Consider the following 21,112-nt stretch of genomic DNA (forward strand, 5'->3'; position numbering starts at 1 on the left):
GGGTCCTGGCTCCCGTTCGGATCCTGGCTCCCGTTCGCGTGCTCGTGTCATTCCGGTTGCCCGGGCGGCGAATGCCCGGATCCCGCCGTCCGCCGCGGCAGACCGCCCGGTATGGTCTGACGGCATGCCCCCCTCCGAGCCCTCGCGCCGCCGCGCCGGCAGGCCGCGCAGCGCCGAGGCCGACGCCGCGATCATGGAAGCGACACGTGAGGCACTGGTCGAGGTGGGCTGGAGCAAGCTCACCGTGGGGCACGTCGCCGCACGGGCGGGTGTAGCCAAGACCACCCTCTACCGGCGCTGGGCGAACAAGGGCGAACTCGTCGTCCACGCGGTCGCGGCCCTCTTCGACGAACTCGAACTGCCCGACTGCGGCAGCCTGCGGGCCGACATCGAGTGCGTGGTGCTCGCCTTCGCCGACCTCCTGCAGCGGCCCGGCACGAACGCCTCGCTGATGGCGGTCGTCGCGGAATCCACCCACGACGCCGTCCTGCGTGACCACATCCGCGAGGCGATCGTCGAACGGCAGAAGCGGCTCGTGCTCCAGGGCCGCGAACGGGCCCAGGCACGAGGCGAGTTGCCGGCCGACTCCGCCGACCCCGCCGAGGACGCGCAGCTGGTCGACATGATCTTCGACGTCATCGCGGGAGCGGTGGTGCACCGCACGCTGGTCAGCGCGGAGCCGGTCGACGCGGAGTGGGCCGGCCGCTTCACCTCACTGTTCCTCCACGGCCTTGCGGCCGCCTCCTCCCCCTGACGTGCGGAAGGCCGCCCGCTGCCGCAAACCTCCTGCGGGCAGCCGGAAGGCGGCGGCGTCCCTCCGTCCGAAGTGAGCGTCCGGGCGGCCGCGCCGGAGATCGCGCAGTACAGAGCGGCACCACCACAGCCGACCGTCACCGCCCGGCCACCGGTCAGAAGACGGGAGGCTCCGTGTAGACGCCCCACTCGTCCCGCAGCGCGTCACAGATCTCGCCCAGCGTGGCCTCGGCGCGCACCGCGTCCAGCATGGGTTCGATCATGTTCGCGTCGCCGCGGGCGGCCTCCATCATCGTGGCCAGGGCGGCGGACACGGCAGCCTCGTCCCGCTCCTTGCGGCGCCGGCCCAGCTCCCGGACCTGCTCGTGCTCGACCTCGTGGCTGACCCTCAGGATCTCCAGGTCGCCGGTGACCGAGGAGGTGTGGCAGTTGACGCCGACGACCTTCTTGTCCTGCTTCTCCAGCGCCCGCTGATAGGTGAAGGCGGCCTCCGCGATCTCGCCGGTGAACCAGCCGTCCTCGATCCCGCGCAGGATGCCCGAAGTGATCGGCCCGATGGGGTGGTTCCCTTCCGGGACGGCACGGCGGCCGCGCTCCTTGATCTGTTCGAAGATCTTCTCCGCGTCGGCCTCGATGCGGTCGGTCAGCGCTTCGATGTACCACGAACCACCAAGCGGGTCAGCGACGTTGGTGACGCCGGTCTCCTCCATCAGCACCTGCTGGGTGCGCAGCGCGATCTCCGCGGCCTGCTCGCTGGGCAGGGCGAGCGTCTCGTCCAGGGCGTTGGTGTGGAGGGAGTTGGTGCCGCCGAGCACCGCCGCGAGCGCCTCGACCGCGGTACGCACGACGTTGTTGTACGGCTGCTGCGCGGTCAGCGAGACGCCCGCCGTCTGGGTGTGGAAGCGCAGCCACTGCGCCTTCTCGCTGGTGGCCCCGTACTCGTCGCGCATCCAGCGGGCCCAGATCCTGCGCGCGGCGCGGAACTTGGCGATCTCCTCGAAGAAGTCGACGTGCGCGTCGAAGAAGAAGGACAGGCCCGGTGCGAAGCTGTCGACGTCGAGGCCGCGGCTCAGGCCCAGTTCGACGTACCCGAAGCCGTCGGCGAGCGTGTACGCGAGCTCCTGCGCGGCCGTGGAGCCGGCCTCCCGGATGTGGTAGCCGGAGACCGACAGCGGCTTGTAGGCGGGGATGCCTCGGCTGCAGTGCTCCATCAGGTCGCCGATGAGCCGCAGGTGGGGCTCGGGCTGGAAGAGCCACTCCTTCTGGGCGATGTACTCCTTGAAGATGTCCGTCTGCAGGGTGCCGTTGAGCACGGCCGGGTCCACGCCCTGACGTTCGGCCGCGACCAGATACATGCAGAAGACGGGCACCGCGGGGCCGGAGATCGTCATCGAGGTGGTGACGTCGCCGAGGGGGATCCCGGAGAAGAGCACCTCCATGTCGGCGGCGGAGTCGATGGCAACGCCGCAGTGTCCGACCTCGCCGAGCGAGCGCGGGTCGTCGGAGTCCCGGCCCATCAGGGTCGGCATGTCGAACGCCACGGACAGCCCGCCACCGCCGGAGTCCAGGATCATCTTGTAGCGCTCGTTGGTCTGCTGCGCGTTGCCGAAGCCGGCGAACTGCCGGATCGTCCAGGTCCGGCCCCGGTAGCCGGTGGGGTACAGGCCACGCGTGAACGGATACTCGCCGGGCCAGCCGATCCGCTCGAAGCCCTCCACCGTGTCCCCGGCGCGGGGCCCGTAGACCGGCGCCACCGGGTCGCCGCTCAGCGTGGTGAAGTCGGCATCCCGCTTGCCGGCGGCGTCGTACCGGGCCTGCCAACGGCGACGGCCCTCTTCAATCGCGTGTGCGTCCATACCGTCGAATTTACTTGGACGTCCAAGTAATTGTCGACCGATCGTTCGGTGATGGGTGCGAACGAAGAGACCCGCGGGGGTCCGCGGGGTGGCTGTTACGCCTCGGCGGCGGCGGTGCGCCCGTCCTCCACCAGCGGCGAGACCTCGCGCACCACCTTCCGCTCGACGAAGAAGGCGGCGGTGGGAATCGTCCCGGAGAGCAGGATCCACAGGAGCTTGCCGAACGGCCAGCGGGCCTTCTGGCCCAGGTCGAAGGCGACGACCAGGTAGATCATGTAGAGGAGGCCGTGCGTCTGGGAGACCACGAAGGTCAGGTCCTCGCCCATGCCGAAGCCGTACTTGAACGTCATGCAGGCGCACAGCACCAGAAGCATCACAGCGGTGACGTAGGCCATCACCCGGTACCGGGTCAGTACGGACTTCTTCATGAGCACGAGCGTAACGGGCCCTTCCACGGGCCCCTCCTCCGCCCCCGGCACGCACCGGCGCGAGCGGGACCGGCGGAGCGGCCGTGCGGCCGGCGCCCTGCCGACCTGCGCCGGGGCATGTCGGGCCGGTCTTCTCGCAGGCCCGGGAAGACCGGCCCGACAGGCCCTGCTCCCCGAGCCGGACAGGCGCTACTCCTCCGAGAAGTCCTGAGCCGCCACACGCAGCGGGCGGAGCATCGCGAAGATCTCCCCGCACTCCTCCGCGTCGTAGGCACCCATGCCGAACTCCACCGCCATCAGCTCCCGCGTGGCCGCCTCGCAGACCGTGCGGCCCTTGTCGGTGATGGAGGCGAGCGTGCCGCGCCCGTCGTCGGGGTTGGGGCGCTTGTCGACGAGGCCGGACTTCTGGAGCCTGTCGATGGTGTTGGTGACCGACGTCGGGTGCACCATCAGACGCTCACCGATCTTGGACATCGGCAGTTCGCCGGCCCGCGAGAAGGTGAGCAGCACCAGCGCCTCGTACCGGGCGAAGGTGAGTCCGTACGGCTTGACCACCGCGTCGACCTGGGCCAGCAGGATCTGGTGCGCTCTCATGATGGAGGTGATCGCGGCCATGGACGGCACGGACCCCCACCGCTCCTTCCAGAGCTCGTCGGCGCGGGCAATGGGATCGAACGTCAGACTGAGAGGCTTCGACACGCGGTAAACCCTAGTAGCCGCTCACATGCCGGCCATAGGTGTCTCAGCAGCCGGTCTCCCGGGACCGTCCTCACCGGCGTTCGCGCTCGGCCCCGCCGCATCCCGCACGTCCCCGGGCCGCGGCTCCCCCGCCTTCCGCGCCGCGCGCACCGCGACCACTGCGAGCAGCACACACGCCGTCCCGACGACGCCGGCGGCCACGATCGCCAGATGCGGCGGCATGAACTCCGCGGCAACGCCGCCGGCGGCCATTCCCATGCCCTGCACCGTCATCAGCCCCGCCGTCATCACCGTCATGGCGCGTGCCCGCAGCTCCTCGGGGACGGCGTCGAAGAACCAGCGGTCGAGGCCGAGGGTGGAGGCCACGCCCGTCCCGGCGACGAGGAGCACGACCAGCGCCAGCGGCAGCCCCGGCCGCCACGCGAAGAGCAGGAACGGCAGCAGCATGGTGCCCGCGAGCGGCAGCACGAGCCGCTCCCGGGAGGCGGGCTTCAGCAACGCCCCCACGGCCAGTTCGGCGGCGACGCCGCCCACCGGCATGGCCGCCAGCAGCAGGCCGACACCGACGGACCCGGCACCGGTCTCCGCGGCGTAAGGGGCCGCCAGTCCCTCCGGTACGACGACGAAGGCGGGCGGCAGCCAGCACAGCGCGAGCAGCGCACGTACGCGCCTGTCGGCGAAGAGGGCGCGAGTGCCGCCGCGGGTGCGTTCCACGGCCGCCGGAGGGCGACGGGCGCTGCCGAAGCGCAGCAGCGCGGCCGACGCGAGAAACCCGGCGACGGTGAGCAGCAGCGCTCCACGGGGCGGCAGCACGATCAGAAGCAGGCCGGTGGCCGCGAACCCGGCGATCTGCGCGGCCTGCGCGGAGATCCTGATGAGCGAGCGCCCCAGTACGAACGCGTCGCCCGCGAGGATCTCGGCGAGCCCGGCCGCGCGTACGCCCCCGAAGAGCGGCTGCACGAACGCGGTCACCGCCCGCAGGACGAGCAGCAGTGCCGGCGACGCGTCCGGCACCGTCATCGCCGCGACGGCCACCGCGCAGACCAGGTCGCAGCCGACCAGTACCGGGCGCCCCGGGTACCGCTCGGCGACAGGCGCGAGCAGGGCGCCGCCCAGTGCCTGCGGCATGAACCCGAGCCCGAAGGTGAGGGCGGCCATCAGGGGCGAGGCGGTCTGCTCGTACACGAGCACCGGCAGCGCAACGTGCGAGACCACGCCTCCCAGCAGGGAGAGCACGTGCGCTGCGAAGACGAACCGGAATTCCCGCACCCGGAAAACCGCGCGGTAGCCCTGCTGAGAGGTCATGCCGCAACTCTGTCGCCGCCGGGCCGGGCTCTCTAGTCTTTCGGCACGGGACGAATCCCCGGCGGCCGGAGGCGCGGCGAGGCCGGGGAACGCCGAAGCGAGCAACAGCGAAGCCGGGAGCAGCGAAGCCGGAGTTCAGCGCCCCGCGCGGACACCGGCCCAGGGGACGAGCCCGGGCGCAGGCCCAGCCACAAGACCAGCTGCGAAACCAGCCACAAGACCGGCCATACGGCCAGGGACAAGAACCGGAGACGGGACCGGAAGCGGGGCGGCCATGGCACTGCACCTTCAGTTCGGCACGGACGATCTGCTGCGCTGCCGCTTCGCCCTGTCGCCGCTGTGCGAGACCCACGAGGCCGTACGCACGCTGCGCCGCACGGACCGGCACAGCTACCACCTGCCCTGGCTGCGCAGGATCCACGAGGCGCTCGCGGAGCTCGACCTGACCCCGCTGTGGCTGCTGATGCCCCAGCAGACCGGATACACGCCGGACTTCCTCGGTCCGCCGCCGACCGCGACCGGCGGAACGGGTACCGCGGTCTCCTTCGGCGACGAGCTGGCGCGCGTACGGACCGTCGACCCCGGCCTGGCCCGGCAGGAGATCGCCCGCTCCCTGGCGTGCACGCCGGGAGCCGCCGAGTCCGCGCGCGGCCGGGCGATGCTCGCCGACCCGGCGCGGGCCGTGCGGGAGCTGGCCGACCTCACGGAGCGGGCCTGGGAGGCGCTGGTCGCCCCTGACTGGCCGCGGATGCGGGACCTGCTGGAGGCCGACATCGCCCACCGCGCACGGCAGTTGGCCGAGGAAGGCCTGGAGGGGCTCTTCGCCGACCTGCGTCCCGGGCTGACGTGGCGCGACGGCACTCTGTCGGTGCGCACCAAGTCCCGCGCGCCGATGGTGCAGGAGCTGAGGGGCCGCGGTGTGCTGCTGATGCCCAGCGCGTTCATCTGGCCGGACGTCGTGAGCGGCTTCGCTCAGCCCTGGCAGCCCACCGTGATCTATCCCGCACGCGGCGTCGGCGGCCTGTGGCAGCGGCCCACACCCGACGCGGCCAAGGCGCTGGCGCGTCTGATGGGCGCCAACCGGGCGGCCATACTGGGCGAGTTGCAGGAGCCCGCCTCGACGACGGCGCTCGCCGCCCGCCTCGGACTCGCCCCGTCATCGGTCTCCGCGCACCTCTCGGCGCTGCGCGACGCCGGACTTCTCACCTCGCGCCGCGTGCATCATCAAGTGCTCTACGAGCGCACGCCGTTGGGCATCGCGCTGCTCGCCGGAAGCGGCGGCTCTCAGCCCTGACCGGGCTCCCCGCCGCCGCTGAGCTGCTGCTCCACAGACGCGACCTTCGAGGTGAGCCCGTCCGTCACGCCCTGCCGGATGTCGGCCTTGAGGACGAGCGAGACGCGCGGCGCCCGCGCCTCGACGGCCGCGACCGCCCTGCGCACGACGTCCATGCACTCCTCCCAATCGCCTTCCAGCGAGGTGAACATGGCGTCGGTGCGGTTCGGCAGGCCCGATTCGCGCACGACGCGCACCGCGTCCGCCACGTAGGACCCGACGTCCTCGCCCACCCCGAGCGGCGTCACGGAGAAGGCGACGATCACGGCTTCTCCGCGTTCACGCGCCGCGAGTCCTGCTCCTTGCGGGCGCGGGCGGCGATCACGCCGGCCTCCTCCTCGCGCCGCAGTGCCTTGTCGGCGAAGAAACCACCGGCGGGCAGCACGGACAGGACGAACATCAAGGCGGCCCGGCCGAGCGGCCAGCGCACGCGGTTCCAGGCGTCGGCCCAGAAGAGCACGTACAGGACGAAGAGCCCACCGTGCACGGCGCCCACCACGGGCACGGCGTTGAACTCGGTGGTCCGCTTCAACACGGAGCAGACGAGCAGCAGCAGGAAGGAGAGCGCCTCCGGAGTGGAGACCAGACGGAGGCGGCGCAGGGCGGAGACCGACTTCGGCGGCAGGCCGGTCGGGGATTCCAGGATCGACACGGGAGACCTCGCTTGTTTGTGAAGTGATGCACAAGCGCTGCCCATTGCGGCAGCCTTGCCCGGCCTCGCCCAGCCCAGGGTAGGTTTCGTGTGTGGCTCAGTTCCGACTTCACAGTCCGCATGTGCTCGCCGTCTCGATGAGCGGCGACGCCGTGAAAGCGAAGAACGGTTCCATGGTCGCCTACGACGGCGAGATGGCGTTCAAGAAGATGTCAGGCGGCGGCGAGGGCCTGCGGGGAATGGTGACCCGGCGACTGACCGGCGAGCAGATGACGGTCATGGAGGTGAAGGGGCACGGCACGTGCTACTTCGCCGACCGCGCCAGCGAGATCAACCTCGTCCAGCTCAACGGCGAGACGCTGCACGTCGAGGCGAGCAACCTGCTCTGCACCGACGCGGGCCTGCGCACGGGCACCAGCTTCACCGGGCTGCGCGGCGCCTCCCAGGGGAACGGGCTGTTCACGACCACCGTCGAGGGCACCGGGCAGGCCGCCCTGATGTCGGACGGGCCGGCCGTGGTCCTGAGGGTCGCGCAGGGCATGCCGCTCCAGGTCGACCCGGGCGCCTACATCGCGCACCAGGGCAACCTCCAGCAGCACTTCCAGTCCGGGGTCAACTTCCGCACGTTCATGGGCGAAGGCTCGGGCGAGTCCTTCCAGATCCGGTTCGAGGGGGACGGGCTGGTCTACGTGCAGCCCAGCGAGCGCAACACGATCGGGGGCGAGGTGTGATGCCGTTCCGCGAGATCAGCAGCAAGATGGTCGAGGCCCAAGTGCAACCGGGTCAGCGGCTGTTCAGCCAGCGCGGCGCAATGATCGCGTACAAGGGGGACGTCCGCTTCACACCCAGCATGCAGGGCGGCCAGGGCGGCGTGATGTCCATGATCGGGCGCCGCGTGGCGAACGAGGCGACACCGCTGATGACGGTCGAGGGAAACGGAACCGTGATGTTCGGCCACGGCGGTCACCACGTCGAGGTGATCCAACTGGACGGTGACACCCTCTGCGTCGAGGCCGACCGTCTCCTCGCCTTCGACGGCACGCTGGAGCAGGGCACGCTCTTCCTCGGCTCCGACGGCGGCGTGATGGGCATGGTGCGCGGCCAGGTCACCGGCCAGGGTCTGTTCACCACGACGCTCAGGGGCAAGGGCTCCGTCGCGGTGATGGCGCACGGCGGCGTCATCCAGCTGCCCATCACCCCCGACCGTCCCGTGCACGTGGACCCCCAGGCGTACGTGGCGCACCACGGCGACGTGCGGAACAAGCTCTCCACGGCCCTCGGCTGGCGCGACATGGTGGGTCGCGGCTCGGGCGAAGCCTTCCAGCTCGAACTGTCAGGAAACGGCGCCGTGTTCGTTCAGGCCAGTGAGGAGAAGCTGTGACCGCCCCGCAGATCCTGGACGTCACGACCCTGCCGTCCGACGACAACGTGAACTCCTACACCTTCTGCGTGGAACTCAACGGCCAGTGGTTCCTGCAGAAGGGCAAGATGATCGCCTACTACGGGCAGATCGACTTCAGCGGCGTGGGCCACGGCCATCTCGACGCCCTCGTCGCGACCAGCTTCCACTCCCCCCTGCACGCGGCCGACTGGGTCGTCGCCGAGGGCCACGGCAAGATGCTGCTCGCCGACCGCGCCTTCGACGTCAACTCCTACGACCTGGAGGACGGCAACCTCACGGTGCGCTCCGGGAACCTCCTGGCCTTCGAGCCGACGCTGTCGCTCAAGCAGTCGATCATCCCGGGGTTCCTCACGCTCATCGGGACGGGCAAGTTCGTCGCCGCCTCCAACGGTGCGGTGCACTTCGTCGAGCCGCCCGTCCGCGTCGACCCGCAGGCCCTGGTCGGCTGGGCGGACTGCCCCTCGCCGTGCCATCACTACGACCACGGCTACCTCAAGGGCGTACTGGGCGGTATCAGGGCCATGACGGGCATCGGCGGCGCCTCCGGCGAGGAGCACCAGTTCGAGTTCGTGGGTTCGGGCACCGTCCTGATCCAGTCGAGCGAGGCGCTCATGGCGGAGCAGGCGACGGGTGCGGTGCCGAACGAGGCCGGAGTCCCGGGCAGAGGCCCGCAGGGCGGACAGCACGGGGGCCAGCACGGCGGGCAGACCCCGCAGCTCCCGGGCCAGCTCGGAAGCCTGCAGCGAAGGTTCGGGCTGTGAGTACGGGACCCGCGCACATCTGTACGGGCGCTGGGTAAAGTCTCATGCATGGACCCCGAGAACGGCACCAACGGCACCCGTTGGCTCACCGCTGACGAGCAGAGAGCGTGGCGCATCCATCTGGACGTGAACCGCCTGCTCATGTACCAGCTGGAGCGCGACCTCCAGCCGTTCGGCCTGACCATGAACGACTACGAGATCCTCGTCAACCTCTCCGAGTCAGCGGAACACCGGATGCGGATGAGTGACCTCGCGGCCTCCACTCTCCAGTCCAAGAGCCGCCTTTCCCACCAGATCACGCGCATGGAGAAGGCGGGTCTCGTCCGCCGCGAGAACTGCGAGTCCGACAAGCGCGGACTCTTCGCCGTGCTGACCGAGGACGGCTGGGAGACGATGCGCCGCGTCGCGCCCCATCACGTCGACTCCGTGCGGCGCCACTTCATCGACCGCATGTCGCCCGAGGACCTGGAGCACCTGCACGAGACGCTCCTGCCCGTGGCCGAGAAACTCCGCGCCGAACGCGGCAGGTTCTAGAAGACTGCTGAAGATCTTGGGGTTCTGGCCTCGTCGTTTGAGCGGTGGGGCCAGACTCGTTGGTGTGGTTCAAGGGGAGTGGGTCGGGGAGACGGTCGGTCCGGATGTGTGGGAGACCTGCCGGGAGTTGATCCCGGCTGGGAGTGTGTTCGCTTTCCTGGCCGAGCACCGTGGACGGTTGTTCCCGGCAGGAATGTTCGCGGACATGTACCCCTCGGCAAACGGGCGGCCGAGCATGCCGCCGCAGATCCTGGCCGCGGCCGTCACGCTGCAGGCTCTTCATGGCCTGTCGGACTTCGAGACGGTTCAGGAACTGCGCTGTGACCTGCGGTGGAAGGCTGCCTGCGGACTCGGCCTGCACGACACGGCCTTCGACCCGTCGTTGCTGTCCTACTTTCGCCGCAGGCTGGCCCGCTCGGCCCGGCCGAACCGGGTATTCGAGACCGTCCGCGAGGTCATCAAGACCACCGGCGTGCTCAAGGGCAAGCACCGTCGGGCACTGGACTCCACGGTGCTGGATGATGCGGTGGCCACCCAGGACACCGTTACCCAGATCGTCGCCGCGATCCGGACGGTGATCCGTGAGGTCCCCGGCGCCCCGGCAGTCGCCGACCAGCAGTGTCGGGCTCACGACTACAGCGATCCCGGCAAGCCCCGTATCGCCTGGAACGACCAGGCGGCACGAGCTGAGCTGGTGGACGCCCTGGTCGGTGACGCACTGCGGCTGCTGGGTCATCTGCCCGAGCAGGAACTCGGTGAAAAGGCCGCGAATGCGGTCGGCATCCTGGCCTTGGTCGCCGGCCAGGACGTCGAACCCGCCGATGACAGCGACGGGCGTGACGGGCGCTGGCGCATCACCCAGGGCACCGCTTACGACCGGATGATCTCCACCGTCGACCCGGAGTCCCGCCACGCGCACAAGACCCGCCACCAGCAGCAGGACGGCTTCAAGGCCCATCTGGCCATCGAGCCCGAGACCGGCTTATTCACCGCAGTCGCCCTCCGGCCCGCGACCGGCAGCGAACACCACGAAGCTGCTGTCGGCCTCGACCTGCTCGCCCAGGAAAACGATCCGGTGGACGCCTTCGGCGACACTGCCTACTCCACCGGTTCCGCCTGTCAAAGTCTCCAACAATCGGGGCACCGGCTGTTCTTCAAGCCCGCGCCACTGCGGCCTGCTGTCCCGGGCGGTTTCACCCTCGACGACTTCGCCATCGACACCCTCGCGGGCACGGTGACCTGCCCCCAGGGACACACCGTCCCCCTCACCGATCCCAGCGGACGGCACCGTCAGCGCAAGGCCACCTTCGCCAAGGAGTGCACCGGATGTCCTCTGCGTCAGCGATGCACCAAAGCCAAGACCGGACGCATCCTGACCATCCGGCCGCACCACGATCTACTCGTTCAAGCCCGCCACCAGGCCGCCGCTGACACGGACTGGCAAGCCGACTACCGACGCTGGAGACCACCCGTCGAACGCGCCGTCGCCTGGCTCGTCCACCACGGCAACCGCAAACTCCGCTACCGCGGCACCATCAAGAACGACACCTGGATCCACACCCGAGCCGCCGCCCTCAATCTCCGCCGACTCATCAACCTCGGACTCCATCACAACGGCACCACCTGGCAGATCCAGGCCACCACCTGACGGTGGCAACCCGGATCAACCAAGATCTTCAGCAGTCTTCTAGGGACTGTCCCTGTCCGGCCCTAGGGTCCGACGCCCTTTTCACCGGGCGCCGCGGCCGGGAGCCGCAGGACAAAGCGGGAGCCCTCCGTGACCGTCAGGGTCCCGCCGTGCCGTGTCGCCACATCGCGGGCGATGGCGAGACCGAGCCCCGCGCCGCCCTCGTCGCGGCTGCGGGCGTCGTCGAGACGTACGAAACGCTCGAAGATGCGCTCCCGCTCGGCCTCGGGCACGCCCGGTCCGTCGTCGCCGACCTCCAGCTCCACCCACCGGCCTCCGGCATCCCCGGTCTCCCGCACGGACACGTCCACCAGTGACGCCGCGTGCCGCTGCGCGTTCTGCAGCAGATTGATCACCACTCGCGCCAACTGAGCCCGCGAGCCCGTCACTTCGGTGCCGGTCATCTCCCCCAGGCGTACGGGGTGCGGCCCCCGGTGCTGCGCCACCTCCTCCCGTACGAGCGCGCCCAGCGCCACCCGGGCCTTCCCCGGGCGCTCGCCGGCGTCGAGGCGGGCGAGGAGCAGGAGGTCCGTCGCGAGCTGCTGGAGCCGCACGGTGTCCTGGACCGCACCGTCCAGGTCCAGCAGGTCCGGGTGCGCTGCGCCCACCTCGAGTTGTGTGCGCAGTGAGGCGATGGGGCTGCGCAGCTCGTGCGAGACGTCCGCGACGAACCGCCGCTGCCGCTCGACGGACGCCTCCAGGGCAGCGAGGGTGTCGTTCGTCGTGCGGGCCAGCCGCGCGACCTCGTCCCGTGCGTGCGGCTCGGGCACCCGGCGCGAGAGGTCGGCGCTCGCCATGATCCCGGCCATCTCGCTGCGGATGCTCTCCACCGGCCGCAGCGCCCGCCGCGTCACGAGCCAGGTGACACCGCCCACGACCAGCAGCAGCAGCGGCAGTCCGATGAGCATCGCCTGCGTGACGGAGGAGACCGCTTCCTGCTGGTCCTTGAGCGAGGCGCCCGCGTAGACGGTGACGGGGGTTCCGTCGCGGGTGCTGCCCTGCACTCCGGCCACGGTGAAGTCCGCCTCGGCCGAACCGTCGTCGTCCGTGGGGAGCGAGAGCGTCTTCACCTCGCTGTCGCTGTCGGCCCCGCCGTCGCCGTCGCCGTCGCCGTCGCCGTCGTCGTCGCCGTCGTCGTCGCGCTCCTCGCGGTCCCCCTCGGGCTCGGGGCGGTTGAAGTCCGCGACGGGGCCCATGCCGCGCAGGGTCTCCGCCGCGCCGAGCACCTCTCCGCGCGGGCCGACGACCTGCACGGGCTCGTCCGCGTCGTCGTCGAGCCCGTCGACGTCCTCGCCGATGGCGGACGCGTCCACGTGGGAGACCTGCGCGGCCACCTCCCGGGCCGTCGCCTCCGCCTGAAGCCGCGCGTTTCCGGCGAGGCCCTCCCGCAGCACACCCACCACCGCGATCCCGGCGGCCACCAGCGCCACCGCCACCACGAAGGTCGCGCCCAGCGCCGCACGCGTACGGACGGGCAGGCTACGCACCGGCGTCCACCAGCCGGTATCCGGCGCCCCGCACGGTGGCGATCCAGTCCGGCCCGATCTTGCGGCGCAGTGCGCTGACGTACACCTCGACGATGTTCGCATCGCCTTCGTACGCGAAGTCCCAGACGTGTTCGAGGATCTCCGCCTTCGAGACGACCTCCCCGGCCCTCACCGCCAGATGCTCCAGCACCGCGAATTCCTTCGCCGTCAGCTCCACGTCCCGCTCCCCCACGCTCACCCCGCGGGTGCCCGGGTCGACGCAGAGCGTGCCGAGCCGGAGCACGGTGCGTGCGCCGCGCGTGCGCCGTCGCAGCAGCGCCCTGACCCTCGCGAGCAGCACGACGTACGAGAAGGGCTTCGTCAGATAGTCGTCGGCCCCGGTGTCCAGGCCCTCGGCCTCGTCGTACTCGCCGTCCTTCGCGGTCAGCATCAGTACGGGCGTCTCGTCGCCGGCTGCGCGCAGGGCGGCGCAGACGCGGTACCCGTTCATGCCGGGCAGCATGATGTCCAGGACGATCAGGTCGTACGTGCCCTCGCCGGCGCGGTGCAGCCCTTCGTTCCCGTCGTGCACGACGTCGACGGCGAACCCCTCGGCGCTCAGCCCCCGGGCGAGCGAGAGGGCGAGCCGCCGTTCGTCCTCCACGATCAGCAGGCGCATGGGAACACTCTCCCCCATCGAACCTGAAGTGATCTTCAGGTGGCTTCAGGCTCCCTTCAGCAACCTTCCGCCACGGTGGATCCCACAACGCAACCGCTCGGGAGGAACCATGAAGCGCAAGCTCGCCATCGCCACCGTCACCGCCGTGGCCCTGATCGGCGGAGGCTCCGTCGCGGCGGTCGCCAGCGACGACGCCACGCGGTCCGCCTCCTCCTCGGCCCGTGCCGAGGACCGTTCCGTCGACCGCGACGACGACCGCGACAGCGGCAAGGACGACAACGACGACAGCAGGGACGACGACAAGGACGAGATCCGTGCGGCCCAGGGCACCGGGACGACGGCCGCCGAGGCGGCGGAAGCGGCCCTGAAGGCCGCACCCGGCACCGTCACCGGCATCGAACTGGACGGCGGCGAACGGGGCGCGGTCTGGGAGGTCGAGGTGACCGAAGGCGGTACGTCGCACGAGATCCGGCTGGACGGGGACACGAACAAGGTCCTGAACAAGAAGACGGAGCGGGACGACGAGGCGTACCCCGGCTCGAAGCTCACGGCCGCGGACGTGGCCCGCAAGGCCGCCGAACGCGGCACGGTGACCTCCGTCGAACTCGACGACGATGCGAAGGCCCCCACGTGGGAGGTCGAGACGACCGGCAAGGGCGGCAAGGGCCAGGAGACGGAACTCACCGTCGACGGCCGGTCCGGCAAGATCACCCAGTCCGCGGCGGACCACGATGACGACGACCGGGACGGGGACGACCGGGACGGGGACGACTGACGACGGCACGGACCACGACAGCCGTGTGGGGTGCCGGGACCGCGGTCCCGGCACCCCACACGTGTGACAACCTGGCGGCGAGAACCCGCCTCAGGCCTCCGTGACGCCCGCGACCAGCTCGTCGGCCGCCGCATAGGGATCGATCGATCCGCCGACGACCTTCTCCGCAAGCGCGTCGAGCCGCTTCCCGCCGCGGAGTTCGCCCATGCGTTCCCTCAGCGCCGTCACCGCGATCGTCTCGATCTCGTGCGCCGCGCGCTTCGTGCGGCGCTCGGCCAGCACCCCGTGCTCCTCCATCCACGCGCGGTGCTTCTCCAGCGCCTCCACGACCTCTCCGACGCCCTCGCTGCGCGCGGCGACGGTCTTGACGATCGGCGGACGCCAGTCGCCCGGGGCCCGCGCCTCTCCGAGCCCGAGCATGTGGTTGAGCTCGCGGACGGTGGCGTCCGCCCCGTCCCGGTCGGCCTTGTTGACGACATACACGTCGCCGATCTCCAGGATCCCGGCCTTCGCGGCCTGGATCCCGTCCCCCATTCCAGGGGCGAGCAGCACGACACTCGTATCGGCTTGTGCCGCGATCTCGACCTCGCTCTGGCCCACACCGACCGTCTCGACGAGCACCACGTCGCACCCCGCCGCGTCCAGGACACGGATGGCCTGGGGCGCGGCCCACGCCAGCCCGCCGAGGTGTCCCCGGGTCGCCATGGAACGGATGTAGACGCCGGGGTCGGAGGCGTGCTCGCCCATCCGGATCCGGTCGCCGAGCAGGGCACCGCCGGAGAAGGGCGAGGACGGGTCGACGGCGAGGATGCCGACCCGCTTGCCCGCGCGCCGGTACGCGGTGACGAGTGCGGAGGTCGACGTGGACTTGCCGACACCGGGCGACCCGGTCAGGCCCACCACGTACGCGTTGCCGCAGCGCGGCGCGAGCGCCGCCATGACCTCGCGCAGCTGCGGGGACGCCCCCTCCACGAGGGAGATGAGCCGGGCGACGGCCCTCGGCCGGCCCTCTCTCGCCTGCTCGACCAGCTCGGAGACGTCCACCGCCATGCTTGCCGCTCCCCTGTCCTTTGTGCTTTCCGGGCCGCCGGCCCGTGGCCGGCTCCCTGTCTGCCCGCCGGCCTCCGGCCGGCCTTCTGGCCACCTGTGCCTGCCGGTCCCGGGCCACTGCCGGGACCGGCTCGATCAGGCTCGTACCGGTGGGCCTACCGGCCCGCGTTCCCCGGAACCCGCAGCAGCAGCGCGTCTCCCTGACCTCCGCCGCCGCACAGGGCGGCGGCGCCGGTGCCGCCGCCCCTGCGCCGCAGCTCCAGGGCGAGGTGCAGGACGATACGCGCACCGGACATGCCGATCGGGTGCCCGAGGGCGATGGCGCCGCCGTTGACGTTCACCTTTTCGGGGCTGACACCGAGGTCCTTCGTTGACTGGACGGCGACGGCTGCGAACGCCTCGTTGATCTCGATGAGGTCGAGGTCGGCCGCCTCGATGCCGGCGCCGTCCTTCGCCAGCGCGTGCTCGATCGCGCGGGAGGGCTGCGACTGGAGGGAGTTGTCCGGTCCGGCCACGTTGCCGTGCGCACCGATCTCCGCGAGCCACTCGACGCCCAGCTCCTCGGCCTTGGCGCGGCTCATCACGACGACGGCCGCCGCACCGTCGGAGATCTGGGAGGCCGAACCGGCCGTGATGGTCCCGTCCTTGGCGAAGGCGGGCTTCAGCTTGCCCAGCGACTCGGCGGTGGTCTCGCCGCGGATGCCCTCGTCCTGGCTGAAGACGACGGGGTCGCCCTTGCGCTGCGGGATCTCCACCGGCGTGATCTCTGCCTCGAACAGGCCGTTCTTCTGCGCCGCGGCCGCCCGCTGGTGGGAGCGTGCCGCGACCTCGTCCTGTTCGGGACGTGCGATGCCGAGCCTGGTGTTGTGCTTCTCCGTCGACGCGCCCATCGCGATGTTCTCGAAGGAGTCGGTCAGCCCGTCGTGCGCCATCGCGTCGAGCATCTCGACGGCGCCGTACTTGTATCCCTCACGGGACTTGGGCAGCAGGTGCGGCGCGTTCGTCATCGACTCCTGTCCGCCGGCGACGACGATGTCGAACTCGCCCGCCCGCACCAGCTGGTCGGCCAGGGCGATCGCGTCGAGCCCGGAGAGGCAGACCTTGTTGACGGTCAGCGCCGGCACGTTCATCGGGATGCCCGCCTTGACGGCCGCCTGCCGTGCCGGGATCTGGCCGGCGCCGGCCTGGAGCACCTGGCCCATGATCACGTACTCGACCTGGTCGCCGCTGATACCGGCCCGTTCCAGCGCCGCCTTGATCGCGAAGCCGCCGAGGTCGGCGCCCGAGAAGGACTTCAGCGAGCCGAGCAGCCGTCCCATGGGCGTACGGGCACCGGCGACGATCACCGAGGTGCTGTTGCCGTCCGTACGAGCTGACGTACCAGTCATCAGGTTCAGATCCCTTCCTGAGGGTCCTCCCGGGCCGCGGGGCTCCGAGCGGTGTCCACCCGGCCGCGAGGCGCGGGGTGGGGGTACCTCCGGGCCGCCGGGCCCAGGGTTGGGGGCACCTCCGGGCCGCCAGGCCCAGGGGGATAACGAGGGTTAACAGGCTTCCGCCAATGTACTGAGCGGTACTGTCCCGGGTCACCGGTCGAAGGGTGTGACCGTGCGCACGTTGCGTAACCGGGCACGCAGACGCTGCACTGGGGCCATGCTGACGCGTATCGACCACATCGGGATCGCCTGTTTCGACCTGGAGAGGACCACCGAGTTCTACCGTGCCACGTACGGCTTCGAGGTCTTCCACACCGAGGTCAACGAGGAGCAGGGGGTCCGCGAGGCCATGCTCCGGATCAACGGCACGGACGACGGCGGCGCTTCGTACATCCAGCTCCTGGAGCCGGTGCGCGAGGACTCCACCGTCGCGAAGTGGCTGGACAAGAACGGCGAGGGTGTCCACCACATCGCCTTCGGCACCGCGGACGTCGACGCCGAGTCCGAGGAGATCCGCGGCCGGGGCGTCCGCGTGCTCTACGACGAGCCGCGCAGGGGCTCGATGGACTCGCGCATCACGTTCCTGCACCCCAAGGACTGCCACGGGGTGCTCACCGAGTTGGTCACCGCTGCCGTCCCCGGGACCTCTGGGAACTCATCGGCAACAACGAGCCACTGACGGCTGCTTCCCGGCCCGGTAGAGTGGCCTCTCGGCCGGGGCGGGCCTCCGCGTCATCCCTAGGAGGGTCCGGGCCGGGGGTTCCGACCCCGAAGATCTGCCGATGTTCTGACACCCTCTGCAAGAGGGGTCAGTTCACCACCACGACCAGGGGACGGATGGGACCGCGCAGTGCGGGGCTACGACCGCTACGAGGCTGACGACCACCTCTCGCAGTTCGAGGCCGAGATGGAGCGGCTGAAGAAGGAGCGGGAGAAGGCCGTCGACCATGCCGACGACCTCGGCTACCAGGTCGAAGTGCTGCGCGCCAAGCTGCACGAGGCGCGCCGCGCTCTGGCCACGCGCCCGGCCGGCTACGACAACCTGTCCCAGCAGGCCGAAGCGCTGCTGCGCAATGCCCAGCTGCAGGCCGACCAGATGCGGGCCGACGCCGAACGCGAGCTGCGCGACGCCCGCATGGAGACGCAGCGGCTGCTCCAGGAGCGCGCCGAGCAGCAGTCCCGCCTGGAGTCGGAGCTGCACGCCGAGGCGGTGCGCCGCCGCCAGCAGCTCGACCAGGAGCTCGCCGAGCGCCGCTCCACCGTCGAGTCCCACGTCAACGAGAACGTCGCCTGGGCCGAGCAGCTGCGTGCCCGTACCGAACAGCAGGCGCAGCGCCTCATGGAGGAGACGCGCGCCGAGTCCGAGCGCTCCCTCCAGCAGGCACGCGAAGAGGCCGAGCGCCACGCGGACGACACCCGCAGCAGGATGAACTCGGAGGCCGAGAAGGCCCGCGCGGAGGCCGACGCGATCCTGCGCCGGGCGCGCGCCGAGGCGGAGCGGATGCTCAATTCCGCTTCGACGCAGGCCCAGGAGGCCAGCGAGCACGCGGAGCGCCTGCGCACCTCCTCCACCTCGGAGTCGGAGTCCTCCCGCCGCGAGGCCGCGGACCTGGTGCGCCGGGCCGGCGAGCGGATGCAGGAGGCCGAAGCCGCGCTGCGCGAGGCCCGCGCCGAGGCCGAGGAGAAGCTGACGAAGGCGGGCGAGACCGCGGAGAAGCTGCTCGCCGACGCCGAGTCGGACAACGAGCAGCGCCTGCGCACCGCCAAGAACGAAGTGGCCCGCATGGTCGGCGAGGCCACCAAGGAGTCCGAGGCCATCAAGGCCGAGGCCCAGCAGCTGCGCGACGAGGCGAAGGCCCATGCCGAGCAGCTGATCGAGGAGGCCAAGGCCGAGGCCCGTACCCGGTCGGCCGAGGAGTCCGCGAACCAGCTCGCCGAGGCCGCCCGTACCGCGGAGGACGCACTCGACAAGGCGTCCGAGGAGGCCAGGGCCACCACCGGCAGGGCCGCCGAAGAAGCCGAACGCATCCGCCGGGAGGCCCACGAGGAGGCGGAGCGGCTCCGCGCCGAGGCCGAGCGGATGGTCGAGGAGCTCGAGGGCGCCGCCAAGGACGACACCAAGGAGTACCGCGAGAGGACCGTCGAGTTCCAGGAGGAGGCGCGGCGGCTGCGCGGGGAGGCCGAGCAGCTGCGCGCGGAGGCGGTCGAGGAGGGTGAGCGGCTGCGGGCGGAGGCGCGCCGCGAAGCCGTCCAGCAGATCGAGGACGCGGCGAACCGCGCCGAGGAACTCCTGGTCAAGGCGAAGGCGGACGCGGAGGACACCCGCACCGAGGCCAGTACCGAGAGCGAGCGTGTGCGCACCGAGGCCATCGAGCGCGCCACGACGCTGCGCCGCCAGGCCGAGGAGACGCTCGAACGCGCCAACACCGAGGCGGAGGAGCTGCGTTCGACCGCCGAGGAGCAGGCGGGCAAGACGCGCACGGACGCCGACGAGGCGGGCAGGCGCATCCGCGAGGAGGCCGAGCAGGCCGCCAAGGACCGCAAGGCGGAAGCGGCCGCGGAGCTGGAACGGCTGCACAACGAGGCGGAGACCAAGCTCGCGGAGGCCGAGCGCGAACTGCGCGAGGCGCACAGCGAGTCGGAGCGGCTGAGGGACGAGGCCCGCAACGAGACCGAACGGCTGCGCACGGAGACCGCCGAGCGGCTGCGCACTCTCCAGCAGCAGGCGGAGGAGGCAGCCGAGCGGCTGCGCAGCGAGGCACACGCGGATGCCTCCCAGGCCCGCGCCGAGGGCGAGGCGCTGGCCGTGCAGCTGCGCAGCGACGCCGCCTCGGAGGCCGAGCGGCTGCGCAACGAGGCCCAGGACACCGCCGACCGCATCAGGTCGGAGGCCGCCGCAGCCGCGGAGCGCACGAACACGGAGGCGGCCGAAGCGCTGGAGGCCGCCCGCGAGGAGGCCGACCGGCGGCGGCGCGAGGCCGAGGAGTTGCTGGCCGGCGCCCGTGAGGAGGCACACAGGGAGCGCACGGACGCGCGCAGGCAGAGCGACGAGCTCCTGGCCACGGCGCGGCAGCGGGTCGAGGACGCGCAGAGCGAGGCGGCCCGGCTCGTGGAGGAGGCGGAGCGTCGCGCCGCCGAGATGGTCAGCACCGCCGAGGAGACCGCCCAGCAGGTGCGCGACTCGGTCACCGGTCTGCACGAGCAGGCCGAGGAGGAGATCACCCGGCGGCGCGCGGAGGCCGAGAAGGCTGCGGCGCAGCTGCGCCGGGAGGCCCAGGAGGAGTCCGAGGCCGCCAAGGCCATGGCGGAGACGACGGTCTCCGAGGCCCTGGACGAGGCGGAGCGTACGCGTACCGAGTCCGAGCGGATTCTGGACGAGGCGCGCGAGGAGGCCGCCCGCCGCCGCAACGACGCGGCGGAGCAGGCCGACCGGCTGCTCGCCGAGGCGCGTGAGGAGGCCCGCCGCACCCAGACCTCCGCCGAGGAGCAGGCCGACAGCATGGTGGGCGCGGCCCGGCGGGAGTCGGACCGTCTGGTCAGCGAGGCCCGCGAGGACAGCCGCCAGGTGGTGGAGAAGGCCCGCAACGACTCCAACACCATGCTGGACGAGGCCCGGAGCGACGCCGCGGCGATCAGGGAGCGCACGCAGGAGCAGCGCACCCGGATCGAGCGCGAGATCGAGAAGCTGCACGAGCGGGCGCGCAGGGAGTCCTCCGAGGCGATGCAGTCCGCGGGAGAGCGCTGCGACAAGCTCGTCAAGGCCGCGCAGGAACAGCTGCGCGAAGCCGAGGAGAAGGCCGCTCGCCTCGTGCGCGAGGCGGACAACGAGGCGAGCAACGTGCGCGTCTCCGCGGTGAAGAAGGCCGAGGGCCTGCTCAAGGACGCCGAGCAGCGCAAGGCCGAACTCATCCGGGACGCGGAGCAGATCCGTGAGGAGGCCAGGGCCGAGGCGGAGCGGACCGTCGAGGCCGGGCAGCGCGAACTGGCGGTGCTCGAGCGCCGCCAGGAGGACATCAACGCTGAGATCTCCCGCGTGCAGGACGTACTGGAAGCGCTGGAGTCCTTCGAGACCCCCGGAGCCGGCGGTGGCCCGGAGAGCGGGGGCGGAAGGAAGGGCGGAGCCGAAACACAGTCAACCAACGGTGTGAAGGCGGGAGTTGGCGCAGGTACGACTCGGCCCGCTGGCAAGGAGTCCGGAAGTTAGCCACTCGAACGAGCGCACATTCTCCAGATCAAACCCGCAATGGCTCGATGACACGCCGTCTTGGCCCCTAGGATTCCCCTATAACTCCCCGTCTG

The 21,112-nt window shown here is 71.1% G+C and carries 20 protein-coding genes; 10 read left to right on the forward strand and 10 right to left on the reverse strand.

Annotation, left to right across the window (positions count from 1 at the left end; genetic code table 11):
* Positions 1-124 precede the first annotated feature (124 nt).
* On the forward strand, positions 125-754 hold the full coding sequence (locus EV375_RS11435) for a TetR/AcrR family transcriptional regulator (RefSeq protein WP_130299347.1): 630 nt from the start codon (positions 125-127) through the stop codon (positions 752-754).
* 154 nt (positions 755-908) lie between these two features.
* On the opposite strand, the gene icmA is transcribed toward EV375_RS11435, so the two are convergent.
* From icmA to EV375_RS11455, 4 genes are all read right to left on the reverse strand, one after another.
* Positions 909-2,609 carry a coenzyme B12-dependent isobutyryl-CoA mutase large subunit gene (gene icmA, locus EV375_RS11440; RefSeq protein WP_130299348.1) on the reverse strand — a complete coding sequence of 567 codons (1,701 nt, stop codon included), beginning with the start codon at positions 2,607-2,609 and terminating at the stop codon, positions 909-911.
* 95 nt (positions 2,610-2,704) lie between these two features.
* The gene (locus tag EV375_RS11445) at positions 2,705-3,037 is read right to left on the reverse strand and encodes a DUF3817 domain-containing protein (protein WP_130299349.1); all 333 of its coding nucleotides are present in this window, start codon (positions 3,035-3,037) and stop codon (positions 2,705-2,707) included.
* A gap of 189 nt (positions 3,038-3,226) precedes the next feature.
* On the reverse strand, positions 3,227-3,736 hold the full coding sequence (locus EV375_RS11450; RefSeq protein ID WP_130299350.1) for a MarR family transcriptional regulator: 510 nt from the start codon (positions 3,734-3,736) through the stop codon (positions 3,227-3,229).
* Between the two features lie 21 nt (positions 3,737-3,757).
* Positions 3,758-5,041 carry an MFS transporter gene (locus EV375_RS11455; protein ID WP_130299351.1) on the reverse strand — a complete coding sequence of 428 codons (1,284 nt, stop codon included), beginning with the start codon at positions 5,039-5,041 and terminating at the stop codon, positions 3,758-3,760.
* Between the two features lie 274 nt (positions 5,042-5,315).
* Here EV375_RS11455 and EV375_RS11460 point away from each other — a divergent pair, with 274 nt between their 5' ends.
* The gene (locus EV375_RS11460) at positions 5,316-6,335 is read left to right on the forward strand and encodes a winged helix-turn-helix domain-containing protein (protein ID WP_130299352.1); all 1,020 of its coding nucleotides are present in this window, start codon (positions 5,316-5,318) and stop codon (positions 6,333-6,335) included.
* Here EV375_RS11460 and EV375_RS11465 read toward each other — a convergent pair.
* On the reverse strand, positions 6,326-6,640 hold the full coding sequence (locus tag EV375_RS11465) for an MTH1187 family thiamine-binding protein (RefSeq protein ID WP_130299353.1): 315 nt from the start codon (positions 6,638-6,640) through the stop codon (positions 6,326-6,328). The genes EV375_RS11460 and EV375_RS11465 overlap by 10 nt on opposite strands.
* On the reverse strand, positions 6,637-7,026 hold the full coding sequence (locus EV375_RS11470) for a DUF3817 domain-containing protein (RefSeq protein WP_486588423.1): 390 nt from the start codon (positions 7,024-7,026) through the stop codon (positions 6,637-6,639). Before EV375_RS11470 ends, EV375_RS11465 begins: the two co-directional genes overlap by 4 nt.
* 92 nt (positions 7,027-7,118) lie before the next feature.
* Between EV375_RS11470 and EV375_RS11475 the strand changes: the two genes are divergently transcribed.
* From EV375_RS11475 to EV375_RS11495, 5 genes are all read left to right on the forward strand, one after another.
* Positions 7,119-7,757 (forward strand): AIM24 family protein, encoded by a 639-nt coding sequence (locus tag EV375_RS11475; RefSeq protein WP_130299354.1) that lies wholly within the window; start codon positions 7,119-7,121, stop codon positions 7,755-7,757.
* The gene (locus tag EV375_RS11480) at positions 7,757-8,407 is read left to right on the forward strand and encodes an AIM24 family protein (protein ID WP_130299355.1); all 651 of its coding nucleotides are present in this window, start codon (positions 7,757-7,759) and stop codon (positions 8,405-8,407) included. Before EV375_RS11475 ends, EV375_RS11480 begins: the two co-directional genes overlap by 1 nt.
* A complete protein-coding gene (locus tag EV375_RS11485; protein ID WP_130299356.1) occupies positions 8,404-9,189 on the forward strand; it encodes an AIM24 family protein in 786 nt (261 codons plus the stop codon). Before EV375_RS11480 ends, EV375_RS11485 begins: the two co-directional genes overlap by 4 nt.
* Before the next feature lie 48 nt (positions 9,190-9,237).
* Positions 9,238-9,723: a MarR family transcriptional regulator gene (locus EV375_RS11490; RefSeq protein WP_130299357.1), complete on the forward strand. Its 486-nt coding sequence runs from the start codon at positions 9,238-9,240 to the stop codon at positions 9,721-9,723.
* Between the two features lie 106 nt (positions 9,724-9,829).
* On the forward strand, positions 9,830-11,371 hold the full coding sequence (locus EV375_RS11495) for an IS1182 family transposase (RefSeq protein WP_130301611.1): 1,542 nt from the start codon (positions 9,830-9,832) through the stop codon (positions 11,369-11,371).
* A gap of 62 nt (positions 11,372-11,433) precedes the next feature.
* On the opposite strand, the gene EV375_RS11500 is transcribed toward EV375_RS11495, so the two are convergent.
* A complete protein-coding gene (locus EV375_RS11500; protein WP_130299358.1) occupies positions 11,434-12,897 on the reverse strand; it encodes a sensor histidine kinase in 1,464 nt (487 codons plus the stop codon).
* Positions 12,890-13,555, reverse strand: a complete 666-nt coding sequence (locus EV375_RS11505) for a response regulator transcription factor (RefSeq protein WP_130299359.1) — start codon at positions 13,553-13,555, stop codon at positions 12,890-12,892. Before EV375_RS11505 ends, EV375_RS11500 begins: the two co-directional genes overlap by 8 nt.
* Positions 13,556-13,664: 109 nt before the next feature.
* Here EV375_RS11505 and EV375_RS11510 point away from each other — a divergent pair, with 109 nt between their 5' ends.
* Positions 13,665-14,330 carry a PepSY domain-containing protein gene (locus tag EV375_RS11510; protein ID WP_130299360.1) on the forward strand — a complete coding sequence of 222 codons (666 nt, stop codon included), beginning with the start codon at positions 13,665-13,667 and terminating at the stop codon, positions 14,328-14,330.
* 90 nt (positions 14,331-14,420) lie between these two features.
* Here the strand turns inward: EV375_RS11510 and meaB are convergent, their stop codons facing one another.
* Both meaB and EV375_RS11520 read right to left on the reverse strand, forming a co-directional pair.
* Positions 14,421-15,380 carry a methylmalonyl Co-A mutase-associated GTPase MeaB gene (meaB, locus tag EV375_RS11515; RefSeq protein WP_130299361.1) on the reverse strand — a complete coding sequence of 320 codons (960 nt, stop codon included), beginning with the start codon at positions 15,378-15,380 and terminating at the stop codon, positions 14,421-14,423.
* A gap of 155 nt (positions 15,381-15,535) precedes the next feature.
* On the reverse strand, positions 15,536-16,726 hold the full coding sequence (locus tag EV375_RS11520; RefSeq protein ID WP_130301775.1) for an acetyl-CoA C-acetyltransferase: 1,191 nt from the start codon (positions 16,724-16,726) through the stop codon (positions 15,536-15,538).
* Positions 16,727-17,030: 304 nt separating this feature from the next.
* On the opposite strand from EV375_RS11520, the gene mce reads away from it, so the two are divergent.
* Positions 17,031-17,492 (forward strand): methylmalonyl-CoA epimerase, encoded by a 462-nt coding sequence (gene mce / locus EV375_RS11525; protein ID WP_130299362.1) that lies wholly within the window; start codon positions 17,031-17,033, stop codon positions 17,490-17,492.
* Between the two features lie 171 nt (positions 17,493-17,663).
* Entirely contained in the window at positions 17,664-21,017 is a 3,354-nt protein-coding gene (gene scy, locus EV375_RS11530; protein WP_130299363.1) for a polarized growth protein Scy, read from the forward strand.
* Positions 21,018-21,112 lie beyond the last annotated feature (95 nt).

It is taken from the genome of Streptomyces sp. CNZ301, from assembly GCF_004217425.1.